The organism is Archangium lipolyticum (assembly GCF_024623785.1).
Classification (GTDB): domain Bacteria; phylum Myxococcota; class Myxococcia; order Myxococcales; family Myxococcaceae; genus Archangium; species Archangium lipolyticum.
In genome coordinates this window covers 63,184-74,938 of sequence record NZ_JANKBZ010000030.1, presented here as the reverse complement: position 1 = coordinate 74,938, position 11,755 = coordinate 63,184, and the positions used below count along the sequence as shown (strand labels likewise).

General features: G+C 69.0%; 10 protein-coding genes. 4 read left to right on the top strand and 6 right to left on the bottom strand.

The annotated features are described in order from the left end of the window. Nucleotides 1–150 precede the first annotated feature (150 nt). Nucleotides 151–993: a DUF7107 domain-containing protein gene (locus tag NR810_RS40755; RefSeq protein ID WP_257460556.1), complete on the top strand. Its 843-nt coding sequence runs from the start codon at nucleotides 151–153 to the stop codon at nucleotides 991–993. Between the two features lie 9 nt (nucleotides 994–1,002). Here NR810_RS40755 and NR810_RS40750 read toward each other — a convergent pair whose 3' ends face one another. Continuing rightward, nucleotides 1,003–1,998, bottom strand: coding sequence for a class I SAM-dependent methyltransferase (locus NR810_RS40750; RefSeq protein ID WP_257460554.1), 996 nt, complete (start codon nucleotides 1,996–1,998; stop codon nucleotides 1,003–1,005). Nucleotides 1,999–2,132: 134 nt separating this feature from the next. On the opposite strand from NR810_RS40750, the gene NR810_RS40745 reads away from it, so the two are divergent. Further along, nucleotides 2,133–3,275 carry a cystathionine gamma-synthase gene (locus tag NR810_RS40745; RefSeq protein WP_257460553.1) on the top strand — a complete coding sequence of 381 codons (1,143 nt, stop codon included), beginning with the start codon at nucleotides 2,133–2,135 and terminating at the stop codon, nucleotides 3,273–3,275. A gap of 126 nt (nucleotides 3,276–3,401) precedes the next feature. Here NR810_RS40745 and NR810_RS40740 read toward each other — a convergent pair whose 3' ends face one another. The 5 genes from NR810_RS40740 to NR810_RS40720 form a co-directional block, all read right to left on the bottom strand. Next, the gene (locus tag NR810_RS40740) at nucleotides 3,402–4,961 is read right to left on the bottom strand and encodes a DUF4403 family protein (protein WP_257460552.1); all 1,560 of its coding nucleotides are present in this window, start codon (nucleotides 4,959–4,961) and stop codon (nucleotides 3,402–3,404) included. 117 nt (nucleotides 4,962–5,078) lie between these two features. Then, on the bottom strand, nucleotides 5,079–5,867 hold the full coding sequence (gene bla / locus NR810_RS40735) for a subclass B1 metallo-beta-lactamase (protein WP_257460550.1): 789 nt from the start codon (nucleotides 5,865–5,867) through the stop codon (nucleotides 5,079–5,081). After that, nucleotides 5,864–6,088, bottom strand: a complete 225-nt coding sequence (locus NR810_RS40730; RefSeq protein ID WP_257460548.1) for a hypothetical protein — start codon at nucleotides 6,086–6,088, stop codon at nucleotides 5,864–5,866. Before NR810_RS40730 ends, bla begins: the two co-directional genes overlap by 4 nt. Before the next feature lie 16 nt (nucleotides 6,089–6,104). Then, nucleotides 6,105–7,718 carry a hypothetical protein gene (locus NR810_RS40725; RefSeq protein ID WP_257460546.1) on the bottom strand — a complete coding sequence of 538 codons (1,614 nt, stop codon included), beginning with the start codon at nucleotides 7,716–7,718 and terminating at the stop codon, nucleotides 6,105–6,107. Between the two features lie 256 nt (nucleotides 7,719–7,974). Next, entirely contained in the window at nucleotides 7,975–9,339 is a 1,365-nt protein-coding gene (locus NR810_RS40720; protein WP_257460544.1) for a cystathionine beta-synthase, read from the bottom strand. 267 nt (nucleotides 9,340–9,606) lie between these two features. Between NR810_RS40720 and NR810_RS40715 the strand changes: the two genes are divergently transcribed. Both NR810_RS40715 and NR810_RS40710 read left to right on the top strand, forming a co-directional pair. Further along, a complete protein-coding gene (locus tag NR810_RS40715) occupies nucleotides 9,607–10,644 on the top strand; it encodes an aminoglycoside phosphotransferase family protein (RefSeq protein WP_257460542.1) in 1,038 nt (345 codons plus the stop codon). A gap of 22 nt (nucleotides 10,645–10,666) precedes the next feature. Further along, nucleotides 10,667–11,695 carry a nucleotidyltransferase family protein gene (locus NR810_RS40710; RefSeq protein ID WP_257460540.1) on the top strand — a complete coding sequence of 343 codons (1,029 nt, stop codon included), beginning with the start codon at nucleotides 10,667–10,669 and terminating at the stop codon, nucleotides 11,693–11,695. Nucleotides 11,696–11,755 lie beyond the last annotated feature (60 nt).

Genomic DNA, 11,755 nt, shown 5'->3' with positions numbered 1-11,755 from the left:
CGACAAAGAGGGGGGTCCGTCGTCCAGAAGGAGTCGCGGGAGCCGACGTCCGGGAGCCTCGGGAAATTCTTTGATCAATTCTCCGGGCCCCGGCGTCAAAGCGCCTCGAAACCCCCGGGCCGGTGGCCGGCCGCCTCGACGGAGTCCCTCATGCTGAACCCTCTCCCCCGTAAATCCTCCCTGTTGCCTCCCCTGCTCGCGCTCCTGGCGGGCCTCGTCTCCGGATGCATCATCAGCGGCGACTACCGTGACCACGGCGACTGGTGCGAGGACGACCATCACGCCTGCGTCGACTCGTCCGACTGTCACGTCAACCAGTACTGCATGCGCGGGTCGTGTCAGGACGTCCCCGTGAACTCGACGTCCTGCACCACCTCCAAGGACTGCGGCACGGGTGACATCTGCGTCAACGGGCTGTGCAACCACCGGTGCTCGCGTGATGCGGACTGTGCCTCGGGCTCCTACTGCGATGGTTTCTACTGCCGCGTGAAGCCGGGCACGGACGGTGGGACGAAGCCGCCGGACGGTGGGACGAAGCCGCCGCCGGACGGTGGCACCACCTGCCCGCCGCCGCCTCCTCCTCCGCCCGATGCTGGCACGCCGCCGCCTCCTCCTCCTGTCGACGCCGGCACGCCGGGCAGCTGCGTGCGCAACAGCGACTGCGGCTCGGGCAGCTACTGCATCAACAGCACCTGCGTCCGTGGCTGCACCTCCGACTCGGAGTGCTCCTCCACGCAGATGTGCTCGAGCGGCCTGTGCCGCCCGCGCCCGACGGACTCGTGCACCAGCGCCTCGCAGTGCGCCACCGGGAACGACTGTGTGGACGGCACCTGCCGCCCGCCCTGCACCTCCAGCACCCAGTGCGCCTCCGGCAGCGTGTGCAAGATCGGCTACTGCACTCCGGCGGACAACCCGGGCAGTGGCAAGGCCTGCCAGGCCAACTGCGACTGCCCCTCGGGTGAGCGCTGCGTCGAGGGCCTCTGCCGCATCTGACGCGGTGGCTCAGCGGCGTCCGGCGCGAGGAGCCACCATGCGCCAGCAGCGGTGGATCTCCTTGCGCTGGAAGTCCTCGGGGATGGAGCCGGGCGTGAGCTCCTCCACCCCCTCGTAGTCGCGGATGGCGGTGTCCTTCAGCTCGAAGCCCAGGAAGTTGGTGGAGAAGTAGAGGACACCGCCGGGAGTCAGCAGCTCCCGGATGCCCTCCAGCAGCCGCACGTGGTCGCGCTGCACGTTGAAGGTGCCCTGCATCTTCTTCGAGGTGGAGAAGGAGGGTGGATCGCACACCACCAGGTCGAACCGCTCCTCGGGCGCCTTGCTCTCGGCGAGCACCCAGGCCAGGGCATCGGCGCGCAGCAGGGTGTGGCGCGTGTCCGACAGTCCGTTGAGCGCGAGGTTCTCCTCGGCCCAGTCGAGATAGGTGTTGGACAGGTCCACGCTGAGGGTGCGCGAGGCCCCGCCCGCGGCGGCGTACACGGTGAAGGCGCCCGTGTAGCAGAAGAGGTTGAGGAAGCTCTTTCCCCGGGCCTCCTCGCGCACGCGGGCCCGCGTCAGCCGGTGGTCCATGAAGAGGCCGGTGTCCAGGTAGTCCCCGAGGTTGACCCAGAACTTCAGCCCCTGCTCCTCCACCACGAGGCGCTCACTGCCCTGGCCTACCCGGCCGTACTGCGAGCGGCCCCAGGGTTGGGGCAGGTGCGTCTTCACGTGGACGTGGTCCGGGGGCACCTCCAGCACGGCCGCCACCGCCGCGAGCACCTCCGCCCGCTGCTCCTCCAGGCCACCGGCCTTCTTCAACGCCTGCCGGCGCGGGTACTCCACCAGGTGCACCCGGTCCCCGTAGAGGTCCACCGCGTAGGGATACTCGGGGATGTCCCGGTCGTACATGCGGAAGGCGGTGAGGCCGCGCGCCTTCGCCCACTTGCGGAAGTGCCGTGCGTTCTTGCGCAGGCGGTTCTCGAACATCCCCACCGCCGCTCCGGAGCCCTGGTCCGCTGTCGTCATGGCTGCCCTGTCCTCTCCCGTACAACCGCCGCCCCCTCTTCCCCGACTCCCCGCCGTCGGGCAAGCGTTCCGGACACGAGGTGGGGCCCGGGCACCACTCCCGAGGGGCAGGGGAGTGTGATAGGCCCCCGGCCATGCGCTTCGACACTCTCGCCATCCACGCCGGCCAGGAGCCGGATCCGACCACCGGCGCCATCATGACGCCGGTCTACCTGACTTCCACCTACGTCCAGGCGGGCCCCGGGGAGCACAAGGGCTACGAGTACAGCCGGACGCAGAACCCCACCCGCAACGCCCTTCAGGCGTGCCTGGCGGCTCTCGAGGGCGCGAAGCACGGCCTCGCGTTCGCCTCGGGTCTGGCCGGCACGGACATGCTGATGCACATGCTGGAGGCCGGGGACCACGTCGTCGTGTCGGATGACGTGTACGGCGGCACCTTCCGCATCTTCGACAAGGTCTTCAAGCGCCACGGCCTGAGCTTCTCCTGGGTGGACCTGTCCAATCCGGACAGCTTCGAGAAGGCCATCACCCCGAAGACGAAGATGGTCTGGGTGGAGTCGCCCACCAACCCGATGCTCAAGCTCATCGACCTGGCGCGCATCGCGGAGACGGCGAAGAAGCGGAACATCCTCTCGGTGTGCGACAACACCTTCATGAGCCCGTACTTCCAGCGTCCGCTGGAGCTGGGGTTCGACGTGGTGACTCACTCCACCACCAAGTACATCAACGGCCACAGCGACGTGGTGGGTGGCTTCGTCTGCACGAGCAACGACGAGCTGGCGCAGAAGATGTACTTCCTGCAGAACGCGGTGGGCGGTGTGCCGGGCGCCATGGACAGCTTCCTGGTGCTGCGCGGGGTGAAGACGCTGGGCGTGCGCATGGAGCGCCACGCGCAGAACGCGATGAAGGTGGCCCAGTACCTCGCCACGCACCCCAAGGTGCAGAAGGTCACCTATCCGGGCCTGGAGAGCCACCCGCAGCACGCGCTGGCGCGCAAGCAGATGAAGGGCTTCGGCGGGATGATGACCTTCGACATGAAGGGCGGGCTGGAGTCGGCGCGCAAGTTCCTCAAGACGGTGAAGATCTTCGCCTGCGCCGAGTCACTCGGTGGAGTGGAGTCGCTCATCGAGCACCCGGCGATCATGACGCACGCCTCGGTGCCGAAGGAGACGCGCGAGATGCTGGGCATCTCGGACGGCTTCATCCGTCTGTCGGTGGGCATCGAGGACGCGCAGGATCTCATCGACGACCTGAAGAGCGCGCTCGACGTGGCCTGACCCCCACCAACCACCTCCCCTCTCCCTCTGGGAGAGGGACGGGGTGAGGGTATCGGGAGCAACCGGGTTCGCCTCCCGAGCAAGAAGGGCCTCCGTTCCGTGCTTCGGAACAGGAGGCCCTTCGCGTTACTTCTTGCAGGGAAGGTACAGCCCCACCTGTGCATCCACCTGGACGTAGATGCGCAGGAAGCTCGGGTGCGGATAAACACCCGTCACTTCGGAGCGCAGGACCTGGCCGCGCACGCAGCCCAGGTCCTCGGAGAAGGACAGCTCGGTGGACATCTTGTCCTTCACCGCGGCCAGGCGCTCGGAGACATCCACCCGGAGCGCCTGCCGGGCCTGCTCGCGGATGGACTGGTAGTCCAGGGCGAACTTGAGCTTCACCAGCTCGCTGGCCGTGCCCGGGGTGATCTCCAGGTCGGGGACGGAGAGCTGGTTGTCGATGACATGGGGATGGCCGGCGAAGAAGATCTCCCCGCCCACCGGCACGGAGTAATCACCCACCCTGGCGCTGCCGCCCAGGTTCATCCGGATGACCACCGTGTCATCGGACGGGTAGACCTGGGGCTTCTCCATGTAGAGCTCGGGGTGGGACGAGGAGAAGTGGAGGCGTCCGTTCATGGAGGACTCGAGCGCCTTGGAGAGCTCCTCGTAGCGGGCGGCGACGGGAATGACCACCTTGAAGGGGCCGGAGGGCAGGGTGGAGACGTTCTGCAGCAGCGGCATGGCCACCTGCGCGGCCGGGGTGCCCGCGTCGAGACCCGTGCCTCCGTCGTTGCTCGTGGGGCCGACGGTATAGGTGGCGTACTGCGCGCCGCCGTCCGCCTGGGGCACGCCGCCGTCCGTGCCCGTGGCACCGGCGGTGTAGCTGGCGAACTGGGTGCTGGCCGTCTGGGGGCCACCATCGAGCCCCGTGCCCCCATCGTTGGAGGTGGGGCCGGCGAGGCTGGCCACCGGGGTGCAGGGCAGCGTCACCGAGGGGAGCACGACGATGCCGAGGTCCTTCTCCAGGCCGTCGGCGAGCACGGTGGGAGAGGCCTCCAGGTTGGTCACCTTCAGCTCGGCGCAGGCGACCTGGTCGCCCACGGGAATCTCGATGGGGCGGGCGAGGCGGGAGAAGGCACTGGCCACCAGCGGACGCACGTCGAAGCGGAAGTCCTCGAGCGTCTGGGCGATGAGGCCGCGCAGCTTGGCCTCGAGGGCGCGGTTGACGGCGTCCACGGGCCCGGAGGCCACCACCTGCACGTCGGTGGACTGCAGGAGCGCCTTGAAGTCCGCGGTCATGACGGGCTCGCCGGCGATGGTGATGGAGATGGGCAGCTCCCGCTCGCCGAGCATGTTGAAGCGGCCGAGCACGTTGACGCCCACCACGACGCGGCCGCGATCGAACTTGAGCGACACCGGCTCGCGCTGCCAGGTGTAGTGGACGGACTGTCCGGCGAAGAGCTGGGCATCGCCCTCGCCCGAGCGCGGCAGGCTCTCGGCCATCTTCTTGACGAGGGCCTCGCGGAAGATGGTGGCGTGGATGACGATGCGCGAGGGCGGCGGATCCGACACCGGGCGGCCACCGTTGGCGGCGGGAGGTGGCGGCTGGAGGTTCTGCTTCTCGATGCGAGAGCCGGCGCAGGACAGGAGGGCCAGGGACGCGAGGAGCGCGGGGAGAGAGCGGAGGCGCGAGAGAGACATGGGAGACGGAGCCGCCCAGGGGGGCGGGTGGCGGGCATTCTCCGCTACCTTGGCCCGCCCACCCAAGCCCGGCGAGCGGACTCGCCCGGGTTTTTCACCCCCCGTGTGACTCCTCCCTCAGGGGGACGGCTGGGCGCGGCGGGCGGCCTCGTCGAGCAGGTCACGGGTATGCGCGAGCAGCTCCGGGCCCCCGATGGGCCCATGACCCGGAACCACCGTGCGGATGGCGGGGAAGCGCGCCCGTGTCCGTTCGAGGCTCTCCGGCCACGCGTTCACGTTGGCGTCGGACACGTTGCCGAGCCCCTTCGCGGTCGCGTCCTTCACGAAGCAGCCGCCGAACAGGATGCCGCTCTGCGGGTGCCACACCACCATGTTGTCGGGCGCGTGACCGGGACCGGGGTAGAAGAGCTCCAGGGGCCCGAGCTTCGCGTCATGGAGGACGGTGCCCGAGGGGAGCGTCTTGCCGTGCGTCCGGGCGAGTTGGACTGTCTCCTCCAGCGCGAGCACCGAGATGTCGTGTTCGATGAGCACGGGCGCCCCGCCGAGCCTGTCCTTGTGGAAGTGCGTGGCGACCGCGGCCCGGATGGGGCGGTGGAGCGTGTCGCGTGCCCAGGAGATCAGCCGCTCGGTCTGGGCGTCCTCCCATGCCGTGTCGATGAGGAGTGATGCCTCTCCGTCCTCGACGAGGAGACCATTGGCGGGGTAGCCGCCGTCGGCCTCTCCGGCCACGGAGGTGTGCATCCACACGCCGGGGGCGATCAGCCGCACCGTCAGGTCCTCCGCGAGCCGGTACTCCTCCGACGCAGGGGCGGGTGGCGTCCTCGTGCCTCCGGTGGGGGCGGTACAGGCCAGACTCAGCGCGAGGAGCGTCCAGGCACGGCACTTCGAGAAGAGAGAGGGGTTCATCGGGGGCTCCGGCCCAGCAGCTCGAGAGTGCGCAGCGTCGCGTCGGCCAGCGACTGTTGGCAGGGGAAGCAGCCCTCGCCGCAGCAGGCCGGCCACTCCGAGGACGGGGTGCGCAGCATCTGGCTCACCGCCGACCGGTAGGACAGGGGCAGGCCCACGTCCACGCAGGCGCGCTGCACCGCCTCCTTCACCGTCGCGTCGTTCACGTCCACGTCATCCATCCGCGGCACCTTCTCCTCAGCGGCACTGGGGCTGGTCGGAGGTGCCAGCGCTGGTGGCCAGGAGGTTGAGGAACTCATTCACCTGGGGTTCCTGTCCGTTCTGCCAGAGCGAGGCCTCGGCCCAGCACTGCACCCAGGGCAGCCCCCAGTTCGCCGGCAGCGCACTGCACTGCGCCCGGCGCGCGGCTCCGCGGGCCACGCTGTCCTGCTGCACCGCCGCGAACACGTGGGGCGTGACCTGCTGGAGGAAGGCGTTCGCGTAGCTCCCCGAGGTGGGAATCTCCAGGGGATCCGGCTGGAGCCCGGCGGGCCCGAAGCCCACGTGCTCCATGTCCTCGAAGCGCAGCTCGCCCTCCTGCGACGCCGAGGGCGCGGAGCCCGGGGTGCTCGCCTGCACCGTGAAGCGGTAGGCCGACGCCCAGCGGTGGGTCAGCACCGAGTAGGTGAAGTCCTCGTACACGTTCTCGGTCAGCGTCTCGGGGAGGTTGTTGAGGTGATTGCGCACGTCGTTGCGCTCGCGAGCGCGGCGATCGACGACATCGGCGAGCTCCTTGGCCTCGTCGCAGGGCGACTTCTTCTGCTGCTCGGTGCAGCCGACACAGGAGGCATCGTGCGTGCGCTTGGACTCCGCGCACTCGGCGTCCTTGTTCTTCTTCTGCTGCACGACGTGGTCGTAGTCCTGCTCGGCGCGCCTGAGGTTCTTGCGCGCTTCCCGGAATTCGGGATTGGGGACCTGCCGCGTGCCGCTGACGTAGTTCAGGCGGCGCACGTCCTCGGAGACGTTCTCCACGGCGCGCTGGATGAACGCGTTCACGTAAATCTCCAGCGGCTCCGGCTGGCCGGGCATCACCCCGCTCTCCGCGCACCGCGCCGCGGGAGCCAGGTTCCCGGAGATGCGCTCGCACAGGTTGGAGAGCTGCTCGGAGATCTGGGGCGACATCTTCCCGCCGATACGGGCGGAGACGGGAATGGCGCTCTGGGTGAGGAAGCCCTGGCGGGCCTGCTCGAAACGCGAAGTCGTGTTCGTGTCGGGCGCGAGGCACTTCGCCGCGTTCCACAGCACGGAGGCGGCGCCCGCGTTGGCCGGGCCCTGCGCGGTGGCGGCGAGGCTCGCGAAGCGCGAGGAGAGCTGGGTGGCGCGCTGGGTGAGGAGCGCCTCGTAGCTCGGAACGGGGAGCTGCCTGGCGCGGGACTGGAGGCAGGCCACCTCCGCCAGCGCCGTGCTCAGCGGGCCCTCCGCCTTCCACTGGGAGGCGCAGCGCTCCGCGTGGAGCTTGCTGGCCTTCTCGAGCATCGAGGAGACCTCGGGATCGCCGGGCATGATGTCCTGGGTCGCGAGCAGGGGCGGGAGGCACTGGTCGAGATCGCCCGCGTCGCACGCCGGGCGCGCGGTCGCGATGGCGTTGTCCGTCGCCTTGCGGGCGAAGATGGGGGCCCGGCTACAGGCCTTCTCGTCATCGGGAGAGGCGGCACAGGCCGACCGGTAGGCGATGGCCGCGGTCAGGAAGTCCCCGCGAACCGCCGCGTCTTCGGCGCGGGACATGGCCTCACGGTAGGCGGTGTTGCAGCCGCTCAGGACCAGGAGACCGAGGAGCGGAGAGAGGCGCGACAGCGGGAGATGGGAACGCATGCGGACGATCTTGGGGCAACGGGGTGTGAGGCACTGGACGCACTCGGGGGCTGCTTATTCACCCACCGAGCTGCTCCCCTGGCCTGGCTTCGCATCCTAACAGCACCGGCCCCCTGGATTCCCGGGGGGCCCCTGAAGACGAAGGGCCCCGGGTTCCGGAGAACCCGAGGCCCTGGTCCTGGTGCGGGGATGCGAACCCGGGTGTTCCCGGTACCCTCACCCCGTCCCTCTCCCGAAGGGAGAGGGGTGGTGGGGGTCAGGCCGCCGTGCGGTGCATGTACTCGATGAGGTCGATCTTCGTCACGATGGCGAGGATCTTCTCCCCCTCCTTCACCACCGCCACCTTGTCCTGGTTGAACACCTCGCGCAGCCGGTTGAGGCTCGTCTCCGGCGCCACCACGCCCTGCAGCGGCGCGATGATGCTGTCGATGGTGTCCGCGAACTTCACCTTGTTCGCCACCAGCGCGTTGAGCAGATCGTACTCGTGGATCATCCCCACCGCGCGGCTGTCCTCGCTCAGCACCGGCATCTGGCTGATGCCGTGCTGGCGCATCGTCTCCACCACCTGGTCCACCTTCTGGCCCTTGCGCGCCGTGACCACCGCCCGCTTGCCGTTGAGCAGGTCGCGCACCGTCCCCGCGCCCTTCTCCTCCATGAAGCCGTTGTCGCGCATCCACTCGTCCGAGTGGAACTTGCTGATGTAGCTCATGCCCGTGTCCGGCAGGATGACGACGATCGTCTTGCCCTTGCCGACCTCCTTGGCCAGCTGCACCGCCACGTGCACCGCCGCGCCCGCCGAGCCGCCCGCGAAGATGCCCTCCTCGCGCGCCAGCCGCCGCGCCGCCACGAAGCTCTGACGGTCATCCACCTGCCGGATGTCGTCCACCACCTTGAAGTCCATGGCGCCGCACAGCATGTCCTCGCCGATGCCCTCGACCTTGTACACGTGCGGCTCGGTCATCTTGCCCGTCTTGAAGTACCCCTCGTAGACAGAGCCCTCCGGGTCCACGCCCACGTTCTTCAGGCCGGGGATCTTCTCCTTGAGGTACTTGCCCGCGCCGCTCATCGTGCCGCCGGTGCCCAGGCCCGACACGAAGTAGTCGATCTTCCCGTCCGTCTGCTCGTAGATCTCCGGACCGGTCACCTTGTAGTGCGCCTCGATGTTGTCCGGGTTGTGGTACTGGTTGAGCATGAACGCCCCCGGCGTCTCCCGGTGCAGGCGCTTGGCCGTCTCGTAGTAGCTGCGCGGATCCTCCGCCGGCACGTTCGTCGGCGTCACCACCACCTGCGCGCCCAGCGCCTTGAGGCGGTTGATCTTCTCCAGCGACATCTTGTCCGGCATGGTGAAGATGCACTTGTAGCCCTTCACCGCCGCCGCCAGCGCCACGCCCATGCCCGTGTTGCCGCTCGTGTTCTCCACGATGGTGCCGCCCGGCTTGAGCTTCCCCTCCTTCTCGGCCTTCTCGATGATGTAGAGGGCCATGCGGTCCTTGATGGACGCGCCCGGGTTCATGAACTCGCACTTGACCAGCACGGTCGCGTCATTGGGCCCGACCAGGCGGTTGAGCTTGACCAGCGGTGTGTGGCCGATAGCGGAAAGGATGTTGTCGTGGATTTCCATCGGGTTCTCTCTTGGGGGTAAGGAAACCGGCGCGACTTATATCCGCCACGCTGCTGCCGGTCGACCTCGGCCGGCTGCCCGCCCTCCTGGGTGCCTCCGACACGGTGCGGCGTAGCGGGAGGCGCGAGTGGCCTTCCGGATCCTGCTTCCGCGCATGTCGGGCATTCGACCGGCCGTGAAACGTCCGCGCACTTGGCGCTTTGACCCGGCCCTCCTCGCTCCCATACTCCCGCCTCCCTCTCACCACTCCGGGAGAAGCGTCTACCTATGGAACTCGAGGCCGCGCTGCGCGACCAGGTGGGGAAGGCCATCGGCCGCCCCGTGCCCCAGGCCCCCATCAAGAAGCTCAAGGGCGATGCCAGCAACCGCTCCTACTACCGCGTGGGCACGGCCCCGGAGAGCTGGGTGGTCATGGAGATGCCCCTGGACGCCTCGAAGAAGAGCGAGGAGGCCTCCAAGGGGGAGCCGCCCAAGGAGCTGCCCTTCGTCAACGTCCACCGCTACCTCGAGAAGCTGGGCGTGCGCGTGCCGCGCATCCTGCGCTACGACGAGCCCGCGGGGATGATGGTCCTGGAGGACCTGAGCGACGTCACCTTCGAGGCCGCGCTCGAGGGCGGCCGCAACAACGAGGCCCTCTACACCCGCGCCGTGGACCTGCTGGCCCGCCTGCGCGCCGAGGCCGAGCGCAAGCCCGACCCGGAGTGTCTCGCCTTCACCCGCGCCTTCGACGAGGACCTGTACGACTGGGAGCTCCACCACTTCCGCGAGTGGGGCCTCGAGGTGTGGAGCGGCAAGAAGCCCACCGAGTCCGAGCGCGCCGAACTGGACCGCACCTTCCGCGACATCGCGAAGCAGCTGGCCGCCGCCCCGCGCGGCTTCACCCACCGCGACTACCAGAGCCGCAACATCATGGTGAAGGACGGCGAGCTGGTGGTCATCGACTTCCAGGACGCCCTCCAGGGCCCGCGCCAGTACGACCTGGTGGCCCTGCTGCGCGACAGCTACGTGGAGCTGGACCGCGGCTTCGTGGACACCATGCTCGACCGCTACATCGCCACCTTCTCTCAGGTGACGGGCGAGCGCATCGACGCGAAGTCCTTCAAGGCCTTCTTCGACCTGCTCACCATCCAGCGCAAGCTCAAGGACGCGGGCCGCTTCGAGTTCATCAACCGCGTGAAGGGCAACCCGGGCTTCCTGGTGTCCATCCCCGCCTCACTGCGCTACGTGCGCGATGCGTTCAAGGCGCGGCCGGAGATGAGCGGGCTGCAGAAGCTGGTGGCGAAGTACGTGCCCGAGCTGGGCTGACAGGAGAGGGGAGGGGCCGCACATGAAGGCGATGGTCCTCTGCGCGGGGCTGGGTACGCGCCTGCGTCCGTTCACCGAGCGCTGGCCCAAGCCAGCCATGCCGTTCCTCGGGCAGCCCCTCTTCCGCTACCACCTGGCGGTGCTGCGCGCCGCCGGCGTCCAGGCGGTGGGCATCAACACCCACCACCTGCCGGAGGTCATGGCGGAGACGGCTCGCGCCGAGTGCGCTCGCGCGGGGCTGCCGCTGCACGTGGTGCACGAGCCCGTCATCCAGGGCACCGGCGGCGGCATCCGCGGCCTGCGGGACTTCCTCTCGGGGGATGACTTCATCGTCTTCAACGGCGACATCCTCTTCCCGGTGGACCTGCGGCCCGTGGTGGCCGCGCACCGGGCCTCGGGCGCGGCGGCCACCATGGTGTTGATGCCCATGCCCGAGAGCGAGAAGTACGCCGCCGTGGAGATGGACTCGCGGCAGAGCGTGCGCCGGATCGCCAGGTTCGGGCCTGGAGGCGAGGGGCTCACTCCCTGGCACTTCACCGGCGTGCACGTCATCTCGCCGCGCGCCTTCGACTTCATGACTCCCGAGGGCCCCGAGGACATCAACCGCGACGTCTACGTGCGGATGATGGAGGCGGGCCTCACCGTGCGCGGTGAGGTGGTGCGCGCGTACTGGTCTGACCTGGGCATGCCCTCGCGCTACCTGGCGACCGTGCGGGATGTGTTGTCCGGACAGGTGCCGCTGGAGGGGCTCGGGGCGGATTCACCGTTCGCCCCGGCTCCTCGTGCGCAGGGGAATTACTGGGCTCATGCTTCGGCCCAGGTGGGCGGCGCCCAGGTGACGGGCCCGGCCTACTTCGACGCGGGTTGCTCCCTGGCCGATGGGGTCCGCGTGGGCGCTTCGGTGTACGTGGGCGCTCAGGTCCGGGTGGGCGCGGGGGCCCGGTTGGAGCGCTGCGCCGTGCTCGAGGGGACAGAGATCGCTCCCGGCGAGGAGCTGGTCGACGTGGTGGCCTGGGGGGCACATCGCGTGCCCGCTCCGCTCAACGCGTAGCACTCCCAGGCCTCTACGAGAGCGAGGCTTCTGCTGAGCACGCACCCTTGGGTACCTGCA

Coding starts and splice junctions, on each gene's coding strand:
- NR810_RS40755 (WP_257460556.1), top strand. CDS start 151: ATGCTGAACCCTCTCCCCCGTAAATCCTCCCTGTTGCCTCCCCTGCTC.
- NR810_RS40750 (WP_257460554.1), bottom strand. CDS start 1,998: ATGACGACAGCGGACCAGGGCTCCGGAGCGGCGGTGGGGATGTTCGAG.
- NR810_RS40745 (WP_257460553.1), top strand. CDS start 2,133: ATGCGCTTCGACACTCTCGCCATCCACGCCGGCCAGGAGCCGGATCCG.
- NR810_RS40740 (WP_257460552.1), bottom strand. CDS start 4,961: ATGTCTCTCTCGCGCCTCCGCTCTCTCCCCGCGCTCCTCGCGTCCCTG.
- bla (WP_257460550.1), bottom strand. CDS start 5,867: ATGAACCCCTCTCTCTTCTCGAAGTGCCGTGCCTGGACGCTCCTCGCG.
- NR810_RS40730 (WP_257460548.1), bottom strand. CDS start 6,088: ATGGATGACGTGGACGTGAACGACGCGACGGTGAAGGAGGCGGTGCAG.
- NR810_RS40725 (WP_257460546.1), bottom strand. CDS start 7,718: ATGCGTTCCCATCTCCCGCTGTCGCGCCTCTCTCCGCTCCTCGGTCTC.
- NR810_RS40720 (WP_257460544.1), bottom strand. CDS start 9,339: ATGGAAATCCACGACAACATCCTTTCCGCTATCGGCCACACACCGCTG.
- NR810_RS40715 (WP_257460542.1), top strand. CDS start 9,607: ATGGAACTCGAGGCCGCGCTGCGCGACCAGGTGGGGAAGGCCATCGGC.
- NR810_RS40710 (WP_257460540.1), top strand. CDS start 10,667: ATGAAGGCGATGGTCCTCTGCGCGGGGCTGGGTACGCGCCTGCGTCCG.